This is a genomic window from Shewanella colwelliana, from assembly GCF_001735525.1.
GTDB lineage: Bacteria > Pseudomonadota > Gammaproteobacteria > Enterobacterales > Shewanellaceae > Shewanella > Shewanella colwelliana.
On record NZ_MCBT01000046.1, the window covers coordinates 49,082 to 71,043 of the forward strand.

The 21,962-nt window shown below is 45.0% G+C and carries 21 protein-coding genes; 13 read left to right on the forward strand and 8 right to left on the reverse strand.

The genetic code is table 11. The annotated features are described in order from the left end of the window. Nucleotides 1-266 precede the first annotated feature (266 nt). Nucleotides 267-2,780: a sensor domain-containing protein gene (locus BEL05_RS15670; RefSeq protein ID WP_069671753.1), complete on the forward strand. Its 2,514-nt coding sequence runs from the start codon at nucleotides 267-269 to the stop codon at nucleotides 2,778-2,780. A gap of 2 nt (nucleotides 2,781-2,782) precedes the next feature. Here the strand turns inward: BEL05_RS15670 and BEL05_RS15675 are convergent, their stop codons facing one another. Then, on the reverse strand, nucleotides 2,783-3,388 hold the full coding sequence (locus BEL05_RS15675; protein ID WP_245687013.1) for a pseudouridine synthase: 606 nt from the start codon (nucleotides 3,386-3,388) through the stop codon (nucleotides 2,783-2,785). 269 nt (nucleotides 3,389-3,657) lie between these two features. Here BEL05_RS15675 and nagB point away from each other — a divergent pair, with 269 nt between their 5' ends. Together nagB and BEL05_RS15685 are read left to right on the forward strand one after the other, a co-directional pair. After that, nucleotides 3,658-4,449 (forward strand): glucosamine-6-phosphate deaminase, encoded by a 792-nt coding sequence (gene nagB, locus BEL05_RS15680; RefSeq protein WP_028762442.1) that lies wholly within the window; start codon nucleotides 3,658-3,660, stop codon nucleotides 4,447-4,449. Between the two features lie 255 nt (nucleotides 4,450-4,704). After that, nucleotides 4,705-5,238, forward strand: a complete 534-nt coding sequence (locus BEL05_RS15685) for an SRPBCC family protein (protein WP_069671755.1) — start codon at nucleotides 4,705-4,707, stop codon at nucleotides 5,236-5,238. Nucleotides 5,239-5,292: 54 nt separating this feature from the next. Here BEL05_RS15685 and BEL05_RS15690 read toward each other — a convergent pair whose 3' ends face one another. Then, a complete protein-coding gene (locus BEL05_RS15690; protein ID WP_069671756.1) occupies nucleotides 5,293-6,930 on the reverse strand; it encodes a sensor domain-containing diguanylate cyclase in 1,638 nt (545 codons plus the stop codon). Between the two features lie 541 nt (nucleotides 6,931-7,471). Between BEL05_RS15690 and BEL05_RS15695 the strand changes: the two genes are divergently transcribed. From BEL05_RS15695 to BEL05_RS15715, 5 genes are all read left to right on the forward strand, one after another. After that, complete coding sequence (locus BEL05_RS15695; RefSeq protein WP_069671757.1) at nucleotides 7,472-8,143, forward strand: nitroreductase family protein; 672 nt, start codon at nucleotides 7,472-7,474, stop codon at nucleotides 8,141-8,143. Nucleotides 8,144-8,193: 50 nt separating this feature from the next. Beyond that, a complete protein-coding gene (locus BEL05_RS15700) occupies nucleotides 8,194-8,511 on the forward strand; it encodes a cupin domain-containing protein (RefSeq protein ID WP_028762439.1) in 318 nt (105 codons plus the stop codon). A gap of 115 nt (nucleotides 8,512-8,626) precedes the next feature. Beyond that, nucleotides 8,627-10,552, forward strand: coding sequence for a peptidase U32 family protein (locus tag BEL05_RS15705; RefSeq protein WP_069671758.1), 1,926 nt, complete (start codon nucleotides 8,627-8,629; stop codon nucleotides 10,550-10,552). A 229-nt stretch (nucleotides 10,553-10,781) separates the two neighbouring features. After that, on the forward strand, nucleotides 10,782-11,156 hold the full coding sequence (locus BEL05_RS15710; protein WP_028762437.1) for a PH domain-containing protein: 375 nt from the start codon (nucleotides 10,782-10,784) through the stop codon (nucleotides 11,154-11,156). A gap of 265 nt (nucleotides 11,157-11,421) precedes the next feature. Further along, entirely contained in the window at nucleotides 11,422-12,402 is a 981-nt protein-coding gene (locus BEL05_RS15715; RefSeq protein WP_069671974.1) for a catalase family peroxidase, read from the forward strand. Nucleotides 12,403-12,432: 30 nt separating this feature from the next. On the opposite strand, the gene BEL05_RS15720 is transcribed toward BEL05_RS15715, so the two are convergent. The 4 genes from BEL05_RS15720 to rpiA all read right to left on the reverse strand — a co-directional run bounded on the left by BEL05_RS15720 (nucleotide 12,433) and on the right by rpiA (nucleotide 15,249). Further along, entirely contained in the window at nucleotides 12,433-13,611 is a 1,179-nt protein-coding gene (locus BEL05_RS15720; RefSeq protein ID WP_028762435.1) for an AAA family ATPase, read from the reverse strand. An 85-nt stretch (nucleotides 13,612-13,696) separates the two neighbouring features. Further along, nucleotides 13,697-14,002, reverse strand: a complete 306-nt coding sequence (locus BEL05_RS15725) for a helix-hairpin-helix domain-containing protein (RefSeq protein WP_069671759.1) — start codon at nucleotides 14,000-14,002, stop codon at nucleotides 13,697-13,699. Then, nucleotides 13,986-14,474, reverse strand: a complete 489-nt coding sequence (locus tag BEL05_RS15730; protein ID WP_069671760.1) for an AAA family ATPase — start codon at nucleotides 14,472-14,474, stop codon at nucleotides 13,986-13,988. Before BEL05_RS15730 ends, BEL05_RS15725 begins: the two co-directional genes overlap by 17 nt. 118 nt (nucleotides 14,475-14,592) lie before the next feature. Then, nucleotides 14,593-15,249 carry a ribose-5-phosphate isomerase RpiA gene (rpiA, locus tag BEL05_RS15735; RefSeq protein WP_028762432.1) on the reverse strand — a complete coding sequence of 219 codons (657 nt, stop codon included), beginning with the start codon at nucleotides 15,247-15,249 and terminating at the stop codon, nucleotides 14,593-14,595. 285 nt (nucleotides 15,250-15,534) lie between these two features. Between rpiA and BEL05_RS15740 the strand changes: the two genes are divergently transcribed. Further along, nucleotides 15,535-16,458: a DUF808 domain-containing protein gene (locus BEL05_RS15740; RefSeq protein WP_028762431.1), complete on the forward strand. Its 924-nt coding sequence runs from the start codon at nucleotides 15,535-15,537 to the stop codon at nucleotides 16,456-16,458. A 117-nt stretch (nucleotides 16,459-16,575) separates the two neighbouring features. Continuing rightward, nucleotides 16,576-17,199 (forward strand): peptidylprolyl isomerase, encoded by a 624-nt coding sequence (locus tag BEL05_RS15745; RefSeq protein ID WP_069671761.1) that lies wholly within the window; start codon nucleotides 16,576-16,578, stop codon nucleotides 17,197-17,199. 17 nt (nucleotides 17,200-17,216) lie between these two features. Here the strand turns inward: BEL05_RS15745 and BEL05_RS15750 are convergent, their stop codons facing one another. Beyond that, nucleotides 17,217-18,104 carry a LysR substrate-binding domain-containing protein gene (locus tag BEL05_RS15750; RefSeq protein ID WP_028762429.1) on the reverse strand — a complete coding sequence of 296 codons (888 nt, stop codon included), beginning with the start codon at nucleotides 18,102-18,104 and terminating at the stop codon, nucleotides 17,217-17,219. A gap of 114 nt (nucleotides 18,105-18,218) precedes the next feature. Here BEL05_RS15750 and BEL05_RS15755 point away from each other — a divergent pair, with 114 nt between their 5' ends. Continuing rightward, nucleotides 18,219-18,656, forward strand: a complete 438-nt coding sequence (locus BEL05_RS15755; RefSeq protein WP_069671762.1) for a CidA/LrgA family protein — start codon at nucleotides 18,219-18,221, stop codon at nucleotides 18,654-18,656. A 5-nt stretch (nucleotides 18,657-18,661) separates the two neighbouring features. Then, nucleotides 18,662-19,363, forward strand: a complete 702-nt coding sequence (locus tag BEL05_RS15760; protein WP_069671763.1) for an LrgB family protein — start codon at nucleotides 18,662-18,664, stop codon at nucleotides 19,361-19,363. 15 nt (nucleotides 19,364-19,378) lie between these two features. On the opposite strand, the gene BEL05_RS15765 is transcribed toward BEL05_RS15760, so the two are convergent. Beyond that, nucleotides 19,379-19,801, reverse strand: a complete 423-nt coding sequence (locus BEL05_RS15765; RefSeq protein ID WP_028762426.1) for a CBS domain-containing protein — start codon at nucleotides 19,799-19,801, stop codon at nucleotides 19,379-19,381. A 352-nt stretch (nucleotides 19,802-20,153) separates the two neighbouring features. On the opposite strand from BEL05_RS15765, the gene BEL05_RS15770 reads away from it, so the two are divergent. After that, nucleotides 20,154-21,935: an alkaline phosphatase D family protein gene (locus tag BEL05_RS15770; protein WP_069671764.1), complete on the forward strand. Its 1,782-nt coding sequence runs from the start codon at nucleotides 20,154-20,156 to the stop codon at nucleotides 21,933-21,935. Nucleotides 21,936-21,962 lie beyond the last annotated feature (27 nt).

Below are 21,962 nucleotides of genomic sequence, written 5' to 3' on the forward strand. Positions count from 1 at the left end.
TGATAACTTATTAGTGGTAAGTTTGATTTCAGTTAGAAACTAACCAACAATACCTCCTTTAGCTAGCATTTTTGATGTCGAGCGTTGTAAGCTAATGAGATGAATATGTTTGTTTTGAGTGGCGTGTTGGTCGATACCGCTTTAAAATTGCCATTAACTGAATATTTGACTGCAATAATTAGTGTGATGAGTAAGTAAATACTTGCTGATGCGTTAATTAATCGTTTATATCATGCTGTTTCGTTTTTGATAGGTAGGGCTCTATATTGATAAACATTGAAGTATCACCGAACCAACGCAACGAATGGCAACGCTCCTTCGAGATGATAGGGCGCTTTTCTGGTGTTGGTGTGGCGCTGTTAATGGTTGATCAAAATGAGCTATTTGTGCCTGATATTAGCGTTAATTTGTCTGATGAAGTACTGATTAAAGCGGTTGCATGTTGTGCTGAAAAACACTTATGCCGTGATTCGGTACAAGTCTCTCATTACCCTCACTATGCCAATTCTCAAGCGACAGATGCTAAGTTAACTCAGGATGGTTATTGCTTGTTACCGATTAACTGGCCGTCGCAAGCACTATTTGGTTACCTTTATTTGGAAGTGGTGGCCTGTGTTCTGGATGAAGATGGGGTAACAGATGCCCTCCATCTATTAGCATTATGTCAAGCTAGTATAGAACGAGACCTCTCTGCCATCTATCGACAGTATCGGTTAGAAAATAGATCCAATGATATCTCTGTATCCCAAAGTCGTGATATCAGTTTGCAACTGTTTATCGATAGCTTGAAAGAACATGTATGGATAAAAGATCCTAGCGGTCGCTATATTGTTGTGAATAAAAGTGTAGAAGCTGCATGGAGTCGGCCGAAAGCGGAGATCATTAACCATACGGATGAAGAACTGTTTGACTCAAAGTTGGCAAAGGAGTTTATTCAGAGCGATCAAGAGTCGATCATTCGCGGTGTGCAAGTGACAGCGGGTGAATGTGAAGGTTTAGATATTGATGATGTTAGCTCCTGGTTAGAAACGACGAAAGTGCCTGTGGTTAGTGATGATGGTGAACTAACGGGTATTATCGGCATAACTCGGAATATCTCTTCTCATAAGGCAGCGCAAGAACAGTTAGAGATGGCGGCCAATGTGTTTGAAAACTCGGTTGAAGGCGTTCTTATTACCGATGCAAAGGGTGATATCGTAGAGGTTCATGGGGCTTTTACTGATATCACAGGTTATAGCAGGGAAGAAGTACTGGGAAAAAACCCCCGAATTTTCAGTTCAGGGCGTCATAATAAGGCGTTCTTTCGTTCTCTGTGGCAGTCGCTGTTATCCACGGGGAAATGGTATGGTGAGATCTGGAATCGTAGGAAGAGCGGGGCGATATTTCCTGAACAGCTGACGATTAGCTCCATGTATGATGATGAAGATCAGGTGCGTTATTTTGTTGCAGTATTTGCCGATATTTCTGCTCAAAAACAGAGTGAAGAGGAGTTAGAACGGCTTGTCTACCACGACCCGTTAACCCAATTACCCAATCGTATGACGTTATCGGCTCAGCTTGCACAAGAGTTACACCATGCTCAACGTGAGCAAACAGAATTGGCGCTGATCTTTATTGATGTCGACCTATTTAAGCATATTAATGATAGTTATGGTCATGTAGCCGGTGATACCATTTTGGTTGACCTGGCGAAGCGATTATCTAAACAGCTAAAAGGACAGGGCAGTTTGGCCCGCTTGGGCAGCGATGAGTTTGTTGCTTTGCTACCGCATATTGAAAGCCGTGATCGTGTTTCACTGATGGTGAGTTTGTTGCGTGAAGTATTTGAAGCTCCGTTTGTGTTGGACGATGATGTAATTGTGCGTTTGACGGCCAGTATGGGCGTTGCACTCTATCCTGGTGATGGCGACAGTGCCGATACCTTGCTGAGAAATGCCGATGCGGCGATGCACAGAGCTAAGCTCAATGGGCGTAATAATTACGCTTTTTATACTCAGTCATTAACCCTTGAGTCAGTTGAGCATTTAAAGCTGCAAAGTGCATTACACAGTGCGATTACCAATAATGCTTTTCATCTGGTTTATCAGCCAAAGCTAGACTTCTCGACCGGCGAAACAGTGGGTTTTGAAGCCTTACTGCGCTGGGTTGATCCCTTGATAGGGAATATATCACCTGCGATTTTTATTCCGGTGGCAGAGAAGATTGGTGTGATCTGTAATATCGGGCTGTGGGTATTAAATAGTGCCGCACGTCAAGGTATTGAATGGCTGAAACAGGGCAAGCGCTTTGGCCGTATTTCAGTAAATGTTGCTGGACCACAACTGCAAGATGCGGGTTTTTTTGATGAAGTGAAAACGGTGCTAGAGCAGACGGGCTTGCCACCTGAATGCCTTGAGTTAGAGGTAACAGAGAGTTGTATGATGTCAGATCCCAAAGCTGTGATTAAACTGCTTAAAAAGCTTGGCGATCTGGGGGTTGAGCTTTCTGTTGATGATTTTGGTACAGGTTACTCATCACTTAACTACTTAAAACGGTTACCGATCGATAAGCTAAAAATCGATCAATCTTTTGTGCGGGATATTCCTCATGATGCCAATAACACGGCTATCTCAAAAGCGATTATCGCCTTGGGGCATGCATTAAACCTCACAGTCATTGCTGAAGGAGTTGAAACATTAGAGCAGGCCGAGTTTTTGCGCCAAAGTGGTTGTGATGAAGCACAAGGCTACTTATACAGTAAACCATTGTTACCCAGCGAGTTGAACAAGTTTTTAGGTTGATCTTACCCAAGCTTGGCTAAAAGTTGCTGCGCTTCTAAGGGGATGACTTGGCCAGAGGTCATCCCTTCAATGCCAATGCTACCGATACGCACGCGCACCAAGCGTAAGGTTGGAAACCCTACCGCTGCGGTCATTTTACGTATTTGCCTGTTTTTTCCTTCAGTTAAGGTTATCGAAATCCAGCTTGTGGGACCATGGCGTTCATCGCGAATTTTCCTGCCTCGCTCTGGAAAATTGGGTGCAGATTCGAGCCTATAAACACGGCAGGCTAAGGTTGAATATTTTTCGCCCTTGATGCCAATCTCGACCCCATGACTTAACGTATCCAGTGATGTTACATCAATCTCACCATCTACTTGAACGTAGTATTCCTTCTCCACTTTTTTGCTGCGTACCTTGTGGCTCATCATGCCATCGGTGGTTAATAACAATAGACCTTCCGAGTCATGATCTAAACGACCAATGGCCATCATTCCTGCAGGAAAGTCTGCCAGTTCCCCCAAGAGTTTTTTAGACTTACGGCGCTCAGGAACAAATTGACTTAGGTAACCAAATGGCTTGAATATTTTGTAATGTTTGGCCGTTTGTGGGCTGTTGGGTGTCGTCATTTTTTCTTTCATCGCAAAGGTGAGGCTGAGTTGCCCGCTATCTGATTTTGGGAGTATATCACGAGCATAATTGCTAAGGCATAGGATGCCTTTTGTTATAAGATGGCTATTATTTAACTAATGACAACGCTGTCATTAGTCGTTATAGTTATGTTATCAGATGAGTGAACCTCGCGGATAACGCCTTATTAAAGACTCTGACTTTGGGTGACTAAAAGCGGAGGTTCATCTTAGTCGTTCCATTTTGTGTGTCTGGCGAGTGGCAAATTATGCAAATAGTAATTTTAAAAAATAGCGTTGAAGTCGCCGCGTATGGCGCCAATATCTTTATTAAGCAGTTACAAAAAAAGGCAGATTCGGTGTTAGGTTTGGCGACGGGCTCAACCCCGGTTTCGCTGTATCAGCAATTGATTGCAGCGAATAAGGCCGGTGAGGTCTCTTTCGCCAAGGTGACCAGTTTTAATCTCGATGAATACCTAGGTCTTGAAGGCGCTCATCCTCAAAGCTATCGCTACTTCATGAATCAACAGCTGTTTGATCATCTAGATATCGATACAGCCAACACCTTTGTCCCCCCAGGAGATGCAGATGACCCTATCGAAGCATGTGAACGCTATGAAATGAAAATAGCGGCGGCGGGAGGTATCGACATTCAACTGTTGGGTATTGGCCGTAATGGCCATATCGGATTTAATGAACCTTCATCTGGCTTAATGTCTCGCACCCGAGTGAAGACATTAACCAAAGCGACAATTGAAGATAACGCGCGTTTTTTTGCCGCAGATGAATATCAGCCACACTTATCGATAACCATGGGTATTGGAACAATTTTAGATGCCAAAAAGGTTGTGCTACTCGCCACCGGCGAAGCGAAAGCCGAAGCGATACGGGCAACGGTTGAAGGAGCATTGAGTGCGTCTTGCCCTGCATCGGCATTACAATTACATCGCGATGCGGTATTAGTTCTCGACGAAGCCGCGGCCTCGCAACTTTCCGATTGTGAATTTTATAAGCATATTGAGACCGAAAATCAAAAGCTGCAGGCGAAGCTCGCTAGATAAAGATGTAGACAGTATTTATCGATAAAAAGGCACCTATGGTGCCTTTTTATCTTTAGGGGTGATAGTGACCCCCTGATTACACTCACTGTTTTATTGATAGTGGATGAATATCAACACTTTGCATTTGACCCTAGTTTGTCTATGTTAAGACGGTGGCGTGAGTTCTTGGCTGTACTAACAGAACGGATCATTAAAGCGTTGCTATGATGATATAGGCGTACAATAAAGCTTACCAACTTAAAGTAAGGGTATGAGATGCTTAAAAAAATACTGTTTATCGCACTGTTATTATTGGCTACTCCATTTATTGCTGCACTGTTTATTAAGCAAGACTATGTCGTCGATGCGCAAATCACCATTGAACGTCCGGTGGATGAGGTTTTTGCTTACTTGAGATTATTAAAGCATCAAGATGATTTTAGTGTCTGGGCTCAAATGGACCCAACGATGAGCAAGCAGTATAAGGGGGAAGATGGTACGGTGGGCTTTGTATCAAGCTGGCAAAGTGCCAATCCAGATGTTGGCGCTGGTGAGCAGGAAATTTTAGCCATTTACCCTCAGAAGCGTATCGAGTATGAGCTGCGTTTTCTGACGCCATTTGAGGCGGTATCACCTGCTTACATGACTACCAGCGCGGTGAGTGAAAGTGCTACGCAGGTGAACTGGGGATTTAGTGGTCACATGGACTACCCGATGAATTTCCTTCTACCAATTATGGATATAGAGGGAATGGTTACTCGAGACTTAAATCAAGGTTTACAGAACTTAAAGGTGTTATTAGAAGAGTAGGTTTGGGGCGTTAAAAGCTGTTTTCTGTGGGGGCTTATCGATGATTTTACAAGGCTAACAACGTATCTGATTGCGACCTTCATGTTTTGCTTGGTAAAGCTTATTATCTGCCTTATCAATAAGTTGACCAGGTGTGTGGCATTCGCTGCACCCCTCTGCTAATCCGATGCTAGCAGTGATTGTAAATCTTTGCTCCCCCTTAGCAAACGGGTAGGAGGCTATTTGCTTGGCAAGTTCGCTGGCGAGTATTTCTGCCTGGCTAAGCGTGGCATGGTGATACACGATGAGAAACTCTTCTCCACCCCACCTGACAGCAATGTCTTCTTCTCTTAAATTCTGCATCAGTATCGACCCAACCTTATTCAACACTTGATCACCGCATACATGTCCATAGGTGTCATTTATTTGTTTGAAGTAGTCTAGGTCGATAAGAGCCAGCGTCAGGTTACGTTTGTTGGTTGTACTTTGCCAAATGGCTGGCATTAATTCATAGAAAGCCCGCCGATTATTGAGTCCGGTTAGCGGGTCAATTTTCGCCATATATTGTGCATGTTGCTTCTCGCTTTCTATTGTTCTAAATTTCCGAGCTAATGCTAACGCCAACAGGGTGATGTCGATGACCATTCCCACTTCACCTGCTCTAAATGTCAAATTTGTATAGGGAATAATTCCCCAGACTGCCAAACCCGTTGTAGCGGTACCTAGCATGGAGGAGATAGATGCTAGTAAAAATAGCTTACCGTTAGCATTGCTTGCGGCAACAGCAATTCCCCCTAAAAACAGCATAATAAGCGAAAACAGTAACATGAAGCCAAAAGCAGCCAGCAGGCTGATACCCTGCTGGTCAAGTATTAGCGCGCCTAGAACGGTCAACAATAGGCAAATACACAGAGCGATGACGCAGCGATAAATAGATAAATTCAGGCGTCTTATTTCCAAGAATCGCAATGCAAAAAGTAACCCACAGATATTAAAAATAACCATTAACAGCGGGTTCGCCCATTGTTGCCATTGAGGCGAGTGAGGCCATAACCATTGGAATCCGTGACCGCTATAAGAGATGTTCAAAATTAAAAAACTAAGTAAGAACAATGAGTAATAGAAGTACGTTATGCTTCTCAACCCAACGGCCAGCATAAAGTTATAGGCTAATAAGCAGAAGATGGCACCATATAAAAAACCATAGCTGTAACTATCAAATAGCAGTTGGGAGTTAAAGTCACTCTGTTCGGCCAGATAGATCGGCAAGACCATAGGGTCCACCGACTCGACCCTAATCAATAGGTAACTGATGCCTGGTTGAAAGGCGAAATCGACAGTAAAAAACCTTTGGTTGTTATTACGTTGGTAAAAAGCGAAATGATCGCCTCTGGAAAAGTGTCGCATATCGCCTTGTTGATGATGGACAGATATCTCAAGCTTATCCAGCCATGAGTTCGCGATGATCAGCTGTTTGTTGATTGCCATCTTGGTAGGATTTCTGAGTGTTATTGCTAACCACATTGGCGGGGAATCAATACCGAAGTTAACAACGTTGTCGCTCAATAATTGAAACTGTCCATTTTTGTATGCGTGCAGTGCATCATTGATGCTTATATTGGAGGGCAGATGAGCCGCGGCAAAGTGTTCAGTGATAGTTGATTGATGATCTATTGACAGATTAAGGCTAAAGCTGGAAGTGGAAGCAATCATCAAGATTGTTCCTAGTAGCCAATACCAAACACACGAGTCGCGCAGTCTCATTCAGTCACTTATTTTTTGTTATTGTAGAATGTGAGCAGGGACTAGAAAGTAGACTCTCTCTGTCACCTACAGATATCATTCGGCGTTGTACAGTCGTGGAAAAGCCAATTCAAAAATCATAACTTGAATTAAATATAGCCTTTTATTGACCATTTGGTCGTTGCAAATAAATAACTTAGCTTGTGCTCCAAGCGTTCTTGGTTTGTCACTAATTACTTGGGTGATCCTTAACCGATTTTTTGTTAGCTTAGATTAGCTACTTTAGCCGACTGATATTTGTCACCTTGCCATGTAGCGCTAATGGTTAAGCATCACTTGGATAATGTAGGGAGAGGGACAATACTGTTTATTAGCAGTGACTTGCCCATGACGCATCATCGCCAACTCTCTTTAGGTGGCCCTTGGTGCGAATAGCATAGAAATACTCATGTTTTTATCAATAAATGAAGTAAAAACGATTGTCTAGATATCGTTAAGCCAAGGAAGCCACATGTCCCAAGTTCATCATCCGTTAAGTGATTTTATTGAATACAGTGAAGCTGAGATGCTTAATCGCGCACAGCATAATTACCAGCAGATAAGGCGTCGTCACTCTATACGAAAATTTTCTAATCGATCAGTGCCTAAAGCGATTATTGAGCAATGCATTCTTGCTGCGGGTACAGCCCCCAACGGTGCAAATCACCAGCCTTGGCACTTTGTCGCCATTAATAGTCCACAAGTTAAGGCGCAGATCCGCCATGAAGCAGAAGCGTTAGAGCAAGCATTTTATGCTGGGCGGGCTGGAGAAGAGTGGCTCGATGCATTAAAGCCGCTTGGGACGAATGCTGATAAACCTTACCTTGAACATGCGCCATGGTTGATTGCCATTTTTAGCAAAAAGCGTAATGAGGAAGAGGGTGAGCAGAAGACCAATTATTACGTCCATGAATCGGTTGGTATCGCAACCGGTTTTTTGATTCAAGCATTGCATCATGCAGGTTTGGCAACGCTTACTCATACCCCTAAGCCGATGTCATTTTTAAGCAAAGTCTGCGGCAGAGACAAGAGTAATGAACGACCCTATATGCTGATTATTGCAGGGTACCCAAGCGATGATGCCACAGTGCCAGAGCATGCATTACAGAAGAAACCGCTGGATGAGATCGCGAGTTTTCTGTGAACCATAATCAAAGGCTGCCATCTGGTGGTCTTTTTAATAGGGATGAGTAAATGAAACCACAGAATGTGTTTGAAGGTATTCCAACCGACTTGAGTAACGAAGTTTTTGAACCCTTGGAAGATAATGGCAAAGTATTGATAGAACGCATTATCTCCAAGGGTCATGTGACGCCAGAAGGTCAGTGGTATGATCAAGATCGTAGCGAATGGGTGATGGTTCTGCAGGGTGAAGCTAAGTTGGTTTTTGAACACGCTAAGGTGGTTCATCTTAAAAAAGGCGACTACATTACTATCCCTGCTCATTGTAAACATCGTGTTAGCTGGACTGCCGATCACCCAGAGACTCTCTGGATAGCGGTGCATTATTAGACGAAATGGTGCAAAAATGGCTAAAATCTATCAATCAGGGCCGTGATATGTGAGCTAGGTCTGTTATAATCGCGCCCCTATTTTTTTATCCATTTGTGACCTGATTGAGACCCCCATGGACAAGCCTGAGATTTTTACCCCAGATTCTGTATCGCTAGCACCAGTCAAGGTACAGTCTAATCGCCTCGAGCTATTAGCTCCTGCTAAGAATGCCGATTACGGTATAGAAGCGATTAAACATGGTGCAGATGCGGTCTATATTGGCGGTCCAGCCTTCGGGGCTCGTGCGACAGCAGGTAACAGCGTTGAAGATATTGCGCGTTTATGTACCTTTGCTCATCAATATCACGCACAGGTATTTGTTGCGATCAATACCATTTTAATGGATGACGAGTTAACCGCAGCAGAGAAATTGGTTTGGGAGGTCTATGAGGCCGGTGCCGATGCGCTTATTGTGCAAGATATGGCGATCTTGCAACTTGATATTCCCCCTATTGCGTTACATGCAAGTACTCAGATGGACAATCGCAGTCCAGAGAAGGTGGCCTTTCTTGAGCAGGTGGGCTTCTCTCAAGTGGTATTGGCAAGGGAGCTTGGCTTAAGTCAGATCCGCGATGTGGCCAGCAATACCAACATGCAAATTGAGTTTTTCATTCATGGGGCCCTCTGTGTTGCATTTAGTGGACTTTGTAACCTCAGTCACTCTTTTAGTAACCGCAGCGCCAATCGCGGTGAATGTTCGCAACTGTGCCGTTTGCCGGGGGATTTAAAAACTCGCCAAGGTGAAGTGTTAGCACAGAATGAACACCTGTTATCGTTAAAAGATAATAATCAAACCGACAACCTAGAGCTGCTTATCGATGCGGGGGTTCGCTCATTTAAGATTGAAGGTCGACTTAAAGACTTAAGTTACGTTAAAAATGTCACTGCCCATTATCGTCAAGAGTTAGATAAAATTATCGCGAGACGCCCTGAGTTTACAGCCTCATCACATGGTCGTTGCGAGCATAATTTTACCCCAGATCCAGAGAAAACCTTTAACCGCGGCAAGACTGATTATTTTGTGCATGAGCGCAGCCAAGGGATGAATGATTTTCGCTCGCCAAAGTACATTGGTGAAGAAGTTGCCAAGGTAAAACGTATTGGTAGTGACTTTATTGAGGTGAGCTCAGAGGAAAGCTTCAATAATGGTGATGGGTTATGCTTTTTCACCAGTAATTTCACCGAAGCTAAACAGTCTGATGACAAGTTAAAAGGAATGCGGGTTAATCGCGCCGATGGGCTTAAGCTGCACCTTACTCGCGTGCCGAAAGAGTTACAGGTAGGTATGACTATCTATCGTAACCATAATCAGGCATTTGAAGCGGTATTAGCTAAAGAGTCATCTAAACGTGTTATTGGGGTTGATCTACAGTTAACCGATACCGATGACGGTGTTTGTTTGACGATGACCGATAGCTATGGTCATAGCGCTAGCCAGTCATTAGTGGTTGAAAAAACCGTGGCAACCGATGTGGAAAAAACGCAACAGGGGCTGCGTAAGCAATTGGCTAAGTTAGGCAGTACTGATTTCAAGGCGCGTAAGATCGCCATCGAGACCGCGCAAACCTGGTTTATCCCAACGTCAATGTTAAATGGATTACGTCGTGACACGGTTGCGGCATTAGAACTGGCACGAGTTGATGGTTATCAGCGTCCAAAAGCATGGAAATATAATCAAGAAGCGACTTATCCAGTTAAACACCTAAGCTATTTGGGTAATGTGGCTAATGAACAGGCCAAAGCCTTTTATTCTCGCCATGGCGTTATCGATATTCAAGATACCTATGAGAAAAATGGCGTGACAGAAGATGTGCCATTAATGGTCACTAAACATTGTTTACGCTTTAATTTCAATCTGTGTCCAAAAGAGGTGCCGGGGATCAAAGCTGACCCTATGGTATTGGAGATAGGTAAAGACGTATTAAAGCTGGTTTTTGATTGCCCTAAGTGTGAGATGCTGGTGGTTGCAGAAAATCGTCAGGTTAAATCGAGCGACTAATTGCTGGAACTGCCTAACCCTTAAAAAATCGCCAATTGGCGATTTTTTTATAGGAGTTACCAACTAACCTTAGCCATGCTGGTAAGGGAAAATACGATAGGCATTAGAGGGTATAAGTTTTAATGCACAATAACTGCCCATTTGCTATTGGACAATCGGTTTTTTATGGGTAAGTTAAACACCTATATATTTTTTGCCGCTATCGCGGCCTAGATTAAGGATAATGGCTATGGGATTACTCGACGCGCTAATGGGCAATGCTTCAGAGGTAAATTTAGATGAGTTGGCTGAAGAGTTAGGTCCAATTATGGGCGATAATGAGCAGTTAGCATTGGCTTACCGGGTAGTGCGCGATATGTTTGTGTTCACTAACAAGCGCCTTATTCTCATCGATAAGCAGGGGATGACGGGTAAGAAAGTCAGTTATCACTCAGTACCCTATAAAGCTATCACCCATTTTGAGGTGGAAACGGCCGGAACTTTTGACATGGATTCTGAGTTAAAGCTGTGGATCTCTGGTCAGAAAGATCCTTTAGTTAAAGAACTAAAAAAAGGTACCGATGTGGTGGGTATTCAGAAAACTATCGCCAACTTCTCCTTATAGCCAGTGCCTACGTAACTAGAATAACAACAAACAGTTAAGCCATGTTGTATGGCTTAACTGTTTGTTCGCATACCATTAGCGCACCGAGTCGTGATTAGAGTGTTGAGTGCACCCCTTCTCTCAGTATTTCCTCTCCAAAAAATTTTATAGCAGATATTGGCACGCGATAGCGATTAGCTCGTTAATATTTTCTAGGAAATAAAATGCGATTAAATGCGGTCTTACTGATTATCATTCTTATTTGTTAATGTTTTCTGGAGAAATTGTGCACTATAAATGGCTATCGACCTCTGTATGCTTGGTATCACTAATCACCGTAAGCGGGCCGCTTCACGCGGACGTGACAGGCCACGACTTTATTGATGTGTTTGAGAAACTTGCGGGTAAACACCCCGGAGTGCGTAAAGGTCACGCCAAAGGGGTGTGCGCCATTGGTGAGTTTATGCCTACTGAAGTAGGTCGCCGATATTCAGACAGCCCTCTATTTAGCAGTGGAAAATCGGCTGCAAGTATTCGCTTTTCCATGGCGGGCGGTAATCCTCACGCCAGTGAAACAGCCCGAAGCCCTCGCGGTATTGGCGTCAAGTTGACGATGGCAGATGGCAGCGTTCATAACCTTGCTGGCCTAACGACCCCCGTGTTCCCTGGTAAGTCTCCAGAAGTCTTTTTAGGCTTGCTGGAAACTTTGCTGCCCAATGAGCAAGGCAAGGTCGATGGCAGTCAGATCATGCAATATCGCCATGATCATCCGAGCACTTTGCCGCAGTTTAACTGGTTGCAAGCTCATAACCCCCCAAGCGCATACACATCCGTTAATTATCATGGTATTCATGCTTTTTACTTTGTTGATGGGCAAGGTAAAAAAACCAAGTTTAAGTGGCGCTTAGTGCCTAAAGAGGGAGAGGTTTTATTGACTGACGCGCAGATGGAGCAGCTCCCAGATACTTTTTTGGCCAATAAACTTGAGCAACAGTTGCTTCAAGGACCTATAAATTATGAATTAGAGGCTGTAATTGGACATGAGGAAGATGAAACCAATAACCCCTCATTGATGTGGCCTGATTCTCGCGAAGTGGTGACCCTAGGAACATTGAGCATCCGTGATAGTGGTGATGTCAGTTGTGAGCCGATCAACTTTGATCCGAATCGATTAGCGAAAGGTATTGAACCTAGCGATGATCCTGTCTTAAAAATACGCTCGACTGCGTACGCTATCTCGTTCGGGAAAAGATTGAGCGGACAGTAGCAAGTTGCAAGGTAAACTGGCAACGAAAGCTTAGGCTTTTTGTTGCCAGTTCCAACTGGGCGTCGTCAAAATATCTTGCCCCAAAATGTGTGTTTGTCCAAGCTGTTTATCTAACTCAATGAGGTGGCACTGCTCAAATTCATTTAATGCATTGATAAGGCGATTGGCGTGGGAAACGACCCACACTTGGCATAGGCTTGATGCTTTGGCAATCAGTCGCGCCAGTGCTGGCAACAGATCGGGATGCAAACTGGTTTCAGGTTCATTGAGCACCATCAGTGCTGGTGGCCTGGGTGTGAGTAGAGCAGCAATTAACAGTAAGTATCGTAACGTGCCATCAGACAGCTCGCTTGCACTCAGAGGCCGAAGTAAGCCCTCTTGTTGAAAACCGATATTCAGTAAGCCTGCATTATAGTGAACGGTGACTGTGGCACCAGGGAATGCATCACTGACCGCATCATTAAAACCATCTCTATCGCCAATTTCAAAAATGGTTTGAATCGCGCTAGCTAAGTCGCGTCCATCGTGATGTAACACTGGGGTGCGTGTTCCCAACTGAGGTTTACGTGCGGGCGCATCGCTATCGCTTCTAAAGTGGTCGTAGAACCGCCAAGCCCTAATTGTGTCGCGTAGGCGAATGACTTCAGGTGTGCGCTCAGGATCGGCCAGTTCACTAAAAATGCTGTCACCATGCTGCATGTGTTGACCGATAGTTTGCCAGCCAGCTTGCTTTTGATGCTCTGCACGGCTTTTGACCACTGGGCCACGTCGCTCAACCAGTACCGACGCGGGGCGATATTTGTTGCCCACCCAGATCGCTTCACGTTTTATTTGTGGGTCGAGCCCAAATAGGGTGGTGGAATCAGGCTTAGGCAGCCCCAATTCAATAAGGTAGCTATACTCCTCGCTAGCAAATCCCAACTTTAATCGCTTAGGCTGTTGGCGGACGGTCGGTTCAATGGCAGTTTCACCCGTGAGCATGCCTTTGGTGATGTTTTCTGGACCAGCCCAAAAACAGGACTCCAATCCTCCCTCTTGCGCTAACGCATTGACCACGCCACCTTGGGCGGTTTGTGCGAGTAAACGCAGTGCCTTGTAGAGGTTAGATTTACCGCAACCATTAGCACCAGTGACTAAGTTGAGCTGTTTGAGTGTCACTTTTACTTCTCTAAGAGAGCGATAGTTACTTATGGCTAAGGTGGTCAGCATGGTTAGATTTTTACTCAATGTCGGTGGTAGAGCAGAGTGATTATAGTGGCATCAAACAGATAGGCGTGTCACTAGTGTCGTCTTGTTAGGTGCCGTTTTTGTGTGAGTTTAATGCTTGCAATGCAAGGTGAGCTTTACGTTCAGCAGTATAGGCCCACCATTTTTTTGCTGGGGCTCCCTCCATAAATCGCACCGCAGCGATAAATACGTCGATAACGCAAGGATCATGTTGCTGCTCGGTAATTTGACAAAGTTTGTCATACATCTGGTAGGGGTCTTGACCGACCAATTCGATTGGCTCTGCGAAACCAAGCTGGCGCAAGTCCGCCTCGGTTGCCTTTCCAACGTTAGGTATGGCTTGAAATTGCGTGATCTCAATACGTGCTGTCATTTGAGTCCTTGAGCTGTTTAATACCGCTAAACCTATGGTACAGCATGCGATGGGCCTGGCGAGAGAAACTGTCTTGACGGTTTTCGTACTGCCGTATCCACTGAATAAGCATATCGAGGTTAGCATCTTGGTCGGCTGGGGAGGCGTATTTATGCGGCTCCCAAGGACGGTTTTTTGCATTATTGATGCACTGTTCGATAGGTAGGTCCATAAAGACTATTTCGGTTGCCTTATCGAGCAGTAGTTGAAGAAGATCGCTATAGCAGCCTTCTATCACCCAATTTTCATGGCTGTCGGTAAAGTGATTAATAGCGGCCTGAGATTGCTCAATGGGTTGGCGCTGTGGCGGCATAGTGGCTTGCCAGGCAAGGGTATCAAGATCTAAATGGGCAAGCGCTTCTGTTTGGCATAATCGCTTTGCTAGCGTACTCTTTCCTGAACCTGAGTTGCCAAAGACTAAAATTTTTCTCAATGTGAGCCTCAATAATCACAATCAGCGTTGCTACAGCTGAACGCCTAGTATTGTAGATGGGTTATAAAAAAGCCACCTCAATAGGTGGCTTAATGTTAGATAACGGCTGGGTATGCCATTACTTTACGGTTTTAACACCTTCGGGCGTCCCTACAAGCAGCACATCGGCGCCGCGCATTGCAAACAAACCATTAGTGACAACGCCAACGATCTGGTTGATTTTCTCTTCCATCTCTTTTGGGTTGACGATCTTCATGTTGTAAACGTCAAGGATCACATTGCCGTTATCCGTGATAACGCCTTCGCGGTAGACGGGGTCACCGCCTAACTTAACCAGCTCACGTGCGACATAAGAGCGGGCCATCGGGATCACTTCAACGGGCAGTGGGAATTCACCAAGAATGTCGACTTCTTTTGTATTATCAACAATACAGATGAATTTATCAGCGACTGCAGCGACAATTTTTTCACGAGTCAATGCCGCACCACCACCCTTGATCATATCCATGTGAGCATTGATCTCATCCGCGCCATCAACATACACTGATAGATCATCGACAGCGTTAAGATCAAACACTGGAATACCTAGGGCTTTCATCTTCTCAGTTGATGCTTCAGAGCTTGAAACTGCACCTTCAATATCGGCTTTCATTGTTGCCAAAGCATCGATAAAGTGATTGACCGTTGAGCCAGTACCCACACCAACAATACTATCTTTTTCAACGTATTGAAGTGCTGCCCAGCCAGCAGCCTTTTTCATTTCATCTTGAGTCATGAGTTGTTCCTGTAAGGATGTAGAAATAGTCTGACCCTATTATACCCCGAGTTGCTGTTAGGGATATGTGAAATGGCTCAGTTTGTTTAATTCACGTAAAGGGTTATCGGTGAAGTTTGGCTATAAATGCATCAAAAAGGCAGTATTCTTTAGTGATTTACAGGTAGGTGTGCTAGTAAAACTTGCTTTGTAAGAGTAATTTAGCGGATATAACTGCTACAAATGTGAAGTTATTGAGTGTGGGTAACCGCCTGCAGTAGAAGGATAGTTAAAAAAGGAGAAGGTATGGCAGGCGCAAGTCTTTTAACCCTATTAGATGATATTGCAGCAATTTTAGATGATGTGGCGCTGATGAGTAAGGTTGCGGCACGCAAAACGGCAGGGGTACTTGGTGATGATCTTGCCTTAAACGCTCAGCAAGTTTCCGGGGTAAACGCCGATCGTGAACTGCCTGTTGTCTGGGCGGTGGCCAAGGGCTCGTTCCGTAACAAGTGCATTTTAGTTCCTGCAGCGCTACTGATCAGTGCTTTTATTCCCTGGGCGGTGACGCCGCTCTTGATGTTTGGCGGACTTTTTCTTTGCTTTGAAGGGTTTGAGAAACTCTATCACTCTATGAGCCAAAAAGGCGATGATGGCGTGAGTCAAGCCGAGCTAGATAAAGCAGCAGAAGATCTGCAAGCTTATGAGAAGCAAAAAATCGCTGGTGCTATTCGTACCGATTTTGTGTTGTCTGCTGAGATTATCGCTATTACGTTAGGGGTTGTCGCCCACAGTAGTTTTCTGACTCAAGTGGTCACGTTGTCGGTGATCGCGGTTTTAATGACGATAGGGGTTTATGGATTAGTTGCCGGCATAGTAAAACTTGATGATGCTGGGTTGTATTTAAGCCAGCGTCAGGGGGAGCGTTTATGGACCCGCTTCGGTCGGTGGATTGGTGGGGGGCTTGTTAACGCAGCGCCCTATTTAATGCGTGGACTAACCGTGATTGGCACCATTGCCATGTTTATGGTCGGTGGGGGAATTTTAACCCATGGATTGCATGTGGTGAGTGAACCGATTGCTCATGTGGCTGCTTGGGTGGCTGAATTGGCAATGATTGGTCCTATATTAGCAGTAATAACGCCGAGTTTACTTAATACCCTATTTGGGGTGCTGGCAGGTGCATTAGCATTGGTTATTATGTCTGGTATACAAAAAATTCGTGGCTAGACTTTTTCTTGAATGTATCAGAACTAAAGTAACAACTTGTATCTGCTATTGTTTTCTCGTTGACGAACTCTTAACATTTGCGTGAATTGGTTCACAAATTATAGGGTAGAGTCGTTGATGAGAAAACTTGCAGCATTAGCCGTACTGGTAAGTAGTTTATCCGCATGTGGCGGTGCTGGCGAAGATGTCACCCCTCCGAATCCGCCGACTCCTGGGCCAGCCCCTCAGCTTTCAGCTGATCTTTGTTATTTGATGGACACAACAATGGGCGAGATTAGCTTAGCGGTCGATAATACCCATACGCCAGTGACGGGGAATAATTTTGCCAGTTATGTCGATGAACAGTTTTATGATCAAACCTTATTCCATCGAGTGATCAATAATTTTATGATCCAAGGTGGTGGATTTACCACGGGTATGGTTAATAAACTAGGCCGTGCACCGATTGTGAATGAGGCTAACGTTGGGTTTAGTAACCTTAGAGGCACCATCGCGATGGCCCGCACCAATGTTCCTAATTCCGCGACTTCGCAGTTTTTTATCAACACCTTAAATAATCCTCAGCTTGACTATAGTGCCAGCAGCGTTGGTTATGCTGTGTTTGGTCAAGTGATCACAGGTATGGAAGTGGTGGATCAGGTAAGTATTACGCCTACCGCTAAGCAGGGGGTTTATTCAGACGTGCCAGTTGTCGATGTGGTGATCAATAGTGTGACAAAAATAAGCTGCCCTGCAGGATAGTAAAGCCGTCGCGGCTATTAACGTTTTAGGTGCTGTTTAACAATCTCTATCATGGTTAATGCGGCAAAAGAGAGCGGCTTATCTTTGACCCAAAATAAGCTCATTTTCCAGCTTAATCTGGTTTCAGTGAGCGCACGAGTGACAACGCCCTCTATTTGGTAACGTTCAGCGATGAAACGGGGCAGCAACATGACACCTATGCCAGAGGCGACAAGGGCAATACCAAATTCAGGTTGGTTAACCTGAGTCGGGTTATCTATGATAACGTCCGCTTGCTCACACGCGTTGATGACCATCTCATGCAGGGAAAATTCCGCTTCAAATAGGATCTGTGAGCAGTGATTGAGCGCACTGAGGGGAATTTCTTGGCGTTGGGCTAACTCATGTTGGGCAGGTAATACCACCACCATGGGTTCAGTATGAATGGCTATCCCTTCAAACTCGTTGCCTAACTCTATGATCCCGGTTGCAAGCTCAATTTCTCCCTGTTGCAGTGCTGATGTTTGCTCAACGCCACCACGCACTAATAATTGGGTATTTATCTTGGGATGACGCTGGCGAAATTTTGCAATGATGGGGGCAAACAGTTCGGCGCTGCCCAGCGGCGCAAGGCCCAGTTTTAGCTGCCCTGTCTCTAAACCTCTTAACTGATTGAGTTCATTAAACATCGCCTGCTTAGTGTCTAATAGACGGACGGCATAATCGTAAACCAATTGACCATGCACGGTTAAGGCGACGGAGGTGCCACGTTTTCCACGAGTAAGCAGTGGCAATTCAAGTTCCGCCTCTAGTTGGTTTATCGCTTTTGATAATGCAGGCTGACTGATATGGATCTTTGCTGCAGCGCGATTAAAGCCACCACATTTTACGATTTCAACCAGATAGTGAAGCGCTTTTAAGTCCATAAATTAAACTCAATTACTTTTGGTTATGAAGTTTATAAATAATATTCATTTTTTTTATTTAAATTGCAAGCGTAAGATCAATCCAACTGTTAGACCTCTCTTATTAAGTTCGCTATGACAATTTCAATCAACCAATGCAAGCACGTTTGCCAAACCCTACTTCAAGTTGGATTACTCTGCCTTCTGGCGTTTGTCGCACAGTGGTTAGTCGATCGACTTGGGTTACCTGTGCCTAGCAGTGTGGTGGGCTTGGCCGCGCTATTTCTCTTGCTCGCACTCAATTGGTTACCTGAGCGTTTTGTTGCCGTTGGTGCGACTTGGTTGCTAGGAGAGTTATTGTTGTTTTTTATTCCGCCAGTGGTCGCCTCTATTCACTATGCACCACTATTACACCAGTATGGCGTGAGTTTGATGCTGACATTAGTGGCGGGCAGCGCGTGTGTCTTGGTGAGTACAGGTTTTGTTATCGACAGAGTGTTTCGTTTTGAGCGTCGACGTCAGCGTGCGAGGCGCCAGTTTGGTGTGTTTCAGCCTGTTAAGGTAGGTGAATAGTGACTATGCCGCAGTTATTAGCTTCGCAAGGGGTGGCACTGGCTTGTCTATTGACCACAGTTGTGACCTATTTTGTCAGTAAGCGTCTATATAAGCGGTATCGGCACTGGTGGCTGTCACCCATGATTGTGACCCCAGCATGTTTAGTCTCGGTTGTGTTGCTGTTTGCTATTCCATTACCTACCTATTTTGCCTATAGCCATTACTTATCAGCCTTATTGGCACCAGCAACGATAGCATTTGCTTTACCAATCTATCGGGAGCGTCACCTTATTTTACGTTACCCAATGACGATTAGCATCGGTGTGTTGACAGGACTCTTTGCTGGCTTGATATCTTCTTGGTTGCTGGTAAAAGTGATCTATCTGCCACCTGAATTGTCTCATAGCATGCTAGTTCGGTCAGTATCGACACCATTTGCCATTGAGGCCACTTCTGCATTTGGTGGCGTACCAGATTTAACGGCAATGTTAGTATTAGTCACAGGCATATTAGGCATGCTGCTATGTGCACCGATATTCAAACTGGCTAGAATACGCAGCCCGCTGGCAAAGGGCGCAGCATTGGGGGCTTCGGCTCATGGCGTTGGTGCAGCTAAAGCGGCCGAGTTGGGGCAAGAGGAGGGCGTTGTGGCGAGCCTAACCATGATATTGACGGGAATTGCCATGGTTATCGGCGCACCATTTTTTGCATACCTATTGGTATAATGACGACTCGCTGATTTAGTTAGCCTGAAGCAGTTTAGCGCATAGCTTTACAAAGTCTGAGGAAGTCACGATTCCCTTTACTTTAAAATGCTCATCCACTACAGGTAAGCAGCCTAGCTTATTATCAATAAAGTAATCGACCACCACCGCTAAGGGTTCATCCATGGTGAGCTTTTGAAAGTCGGTCTCCATTAGCTCCGTGATGGTGGTTTTACGTTCCTTGCGATCGAGAGCGCCTGCTCCATATTGATTGAGCATGTGGATAACAGCGGAAATCATCTTCTTATGGGTAATGATCCCAACCAGTTTACCGTCTGTTTCACTGATGACGGGTAGGTGTCTCACACCACGATCTTGCATCAATAGGTGGGCATCCTTTGCTGTGGCTTGATCGCTTATGCAAACCACCTCATGACTCATAATGTCGCTGACTTTCATCCTTGTCTCCTTTGGCTGTTCATTATTTAAATCATAACAGCTTTCTTAGCTTAGTGTTTTAGCTCTAATTTTTTTTGGGGAAATCGTTTTAGGCTAGTGAAAGATACTCCACACCCTCTTTACTTTAGGCTTTCCTAGTATTTTTCGTTGCTTGTTTCTGCAAATTTAGCAAATCTATCTACGACTTGTTGCATAATAATTTTGCAATATTGTTAACAGATAATTAGAGTGATTAGACCTCTTACCAGGAATAACAATAACAAGGCCTGTATCTTCTTAAGTGGTCGTGGACTTGTCAGCGTAATGTGGCAGGTTGACGGTAGGGATATCTGGCTCAATTAAAGGAATAACAATGAAAATAAACTATTCTCGCAGGGATTTTTTAGCCATGTCGGCTAAGGGTGTTGGTGCTGCCGTGGTCTCTTATGGCCTCATGGGGTGTTCGAGCAGCGATGATGACGATGAGCAAACTGGCGTTAGCGTAAAATTTATGCATGGTGTGGCCAGCGGTGACCCGACCCACAGCAGCATTATTTTGTGGACGCGTATCACGCCTGAAATGGACGCCGAAACCCGTGTTAGTTGGGAGATCGCCACCGATGAAGCCTTCAGCCAGCTTATTGGCAATGGTGAAATGGTAACTAGTCAAGATAGAGATTATACGGTCAAAGTTGATGCTATCGGCCTTGATGCGGGAACACGTTATTATTATCGCTTTAAATCAGGCACTACAGTTTCTCCTATCGGCCAAGCCAAGACGCTTCCTGAAGGCGCAATCGATTCGGTCAAACTGGCTGTGATGTCTTGCGCTAACTTCCCTGCAGGTCATTTTAATGTTTATCAGCTTGCCAGTAACATGGACGATCTCGATGCGGTGATTCATTTAGGTGATTATATCTATGAATATGGTCGTGGCGGCTATGCCAGTGAAAACGCTGCAGAGCTAGGGCGTGAAGTCATGCCAGCTGGAGAGCTATTTACCCTTGCCGACTACCGTACCCGTTATGGGCAGTATCGTAGTGATGCATCGCTCACTGCACTGCATGCCAAAGTGCCATTTATTACAGTATGGGATGACCATGAAGTGGCTAATGACGCTTGGGCCGATGGTGCAGAGAACCATAACGAAGCTGAAGGCGATTTTGAAGCACGCAAAACTGCTGCCCTACAAGCTTATTTTGAATGGTTGCCTATCCGTCCGTGGAAAGAGGGTAACCATGAAGAGATCTACCGCTCGTTTAGTTTTGGTAACCTCCTTGATTTGCATATGTTAGACACTCGTCTTTTAGCGCGAGACAAACAGCTTGATTATGCCGATTACATTGATGATGCGACCAACACCATTGATAGTGCTGGCTTTATGGCCGACGTCACCAGTACTGAGCGCACCATGCTAGGTACTGAACAACTGCAGTGGCTGCAAGGTCATATGCTTAATAGTACGGCTAAATGGCAAGTATTGGGTCAACAAGTTCTGATGGGTTCTATGATGTTACCTGCGGCGATAGCGACACAAAAACTTAGCGTTTATCAATATGCTGAGTTAGGGGCATTAGCGCAGCTAGCTGCCCGTGCTGCTGCAAACGACCCAACGCTAACGGCGCAGGAATACAGTTTTTTGATCGGTAATCAACATAAACTGACTCCTGAAGTGATGGCGTTATTACAGTTACCCTCAATTCCTTACAACTTAGACGCATGGGACGGCTATGCTTATGAGCGCGAAGTGATCCTTGCCACGGCAAAAGCGAAGGGGACTAACTTAGTGGTGATTGCTGGTGACACCCACAATGCTTGGGCCAATGAGCTAACAGATAGTCACGGTGATGCGGTTGGCGTTGAGTTTGCCACCAGTTCAGTGTCTTCTCCTGGCCTAGAATACTATTTGGGGATCTCAGCTGATCAACAAGCTGTTACTGAGGCGGGTATTGTTGATCTGGTCGCTGGGCTTAAGTACACCAACTTACGCGATCGTGGGTTCATGGTGCTAACTTTTGACAATGAGATGGTGCGCAGCGACTGGCATTACGTTGATACCTTAATGTCTACTGAGTTTAGCGAAGCGACAGACAAGCGTTTTTCGGCAGTTACTAAAGCGGGTGAGAAGACGATTACCCCAGTGTCCGCCAGTTAAAGCAATCGCTTTTCGGCAATCGCAATC

Excerpts from the sequence above, each read along its gene's own strand:
- BEL05_RS15675 (WP_245687013.1), bottom strand. The coding sequence starts at position 3,388 with ATGACGACACCCAACAGCCCACAAACGGCCAAACATTACAAAATATTC.
- nagB (WP_028762442.1), top strand. The coding sequence starts at position 3,658 with ATGCAAATAGTAATTTTAAAAAATAGCGTTGAAGTCGCCGCGTATGGC.
- BEL05_RS15685 (WP_069671755.1), top strand. The coding sequence starts at position 4,705 with ATGCTTAAAAAAATACTGTTTATCGCACTGTTATTATTGGCTACTCCA.
- BEL05_RS15690 (WP_069671756.1), bottom strand. The coding sequence starts at position 6,930 with ATGATTGCTTCCACTTCCAGCTTTAGCCTTAATCTGTCAATAGATCAT.
- BEL05_RS15695 (WP_069671757.1), top strand. The coding sequence starts at position 7,472 with ATGTCCCAAGTTCATCATCCGTTAAGTGATTTTATTGAATACAGTGAA.
- BEL05_RS15700 (WP_028762439.1), top strand. The coding sequence starts at position 8,194 with ATGAAACCACAGAATGTGTTTGAAGGTATTCCAACCGACTTGAGTAAC.
- BEL05_RS15705 (WP_069671758.1), top strand. The coding sequence starts at position 8,627 with ATGGACAAGCCTGAGATTTTTACCCCAGATTCTGTATCGCTAGCACCA.
- BEL05_RS15710 (WP_028762437.1), top strand. The coding sequence starts at position 10,782 with ATGGGATTACTCGACGCGCTAATGGGCAATGCTTCAGAGGTAAATTTA.
- BEL05_RS15720 (WP_028762435.1), bottom strand. The coding sequence starts at position 13,611 with ATGCTGACCACCTTAGCCATAAGTAACTATCGCTCTCTTAGAGAAGTA.
- BEL05_RS15725 (WP_069671759.1), bottom strand. The coding sequence starts at position 14,002 with ATGACAGCACGTATTGAGATCACGCAATTTCAAGCCATACCTAACGTT.
- rpiA (WP_028762432.1), bottom strand. The coding sequence starts at position 15,249 with ATGACTCAAGATGAAATGAAAAAGGCTGCTGGCTGGGCAGCACTTCAA.
- BEL05_RS15740 (WP_028762431.1), top strand. The coding sequence starts at position 15,535 with ATGGCAGGCGCAAGTCTTTTAACCCTATTAGATGATATTGCAGCAATT.
- BEL05_RS15745 (WP_069671761.1), top strand. The coding sequence starts at position 16,576 with ATGAGAAAACTTGCAGCATTAGCCGTACTGGTAAGTAGTTTATCCGCA.
- BEL05_RS15750 (WP_028762429.1), bottom strand. The coding sequence starts at position 18,104 with ATGGACTTAAAAGCGCTTCACTATCTGGTTGAAATCGTAAAATGTGGT.
- BEL05_RS15755 (WP_069671762.1), top strand. The coding sequence starts at position 18,219 with ATGACAATTTCAATCAACCAATGCAAGCACGTTTGCCAAACCCTACTT.
- BEL05_RS15760 (WP_069671763.1), top strand. The coding sequence starts at position 18,662 with ATGCCGCAGTTATTAGCTTCGCAAGGGGTGGCACTGGCTTGTCTATTG.
- BEL05_RS15765 (WP_028762426.1), bottom strand. The coding sequence starts at position 19,801 with ATGAAAGTCAGCGACATTATGAGTCATGAGGTGGTTTGCATAAGCGAT.
- BEL05_RS15770 (WP_069671764.1), top strand. The coding sequence starts at position 20,154 with ATGAAAATAAACTATTCTCGCAGGGATTTTTTAGCCATGTCGGCTAAG.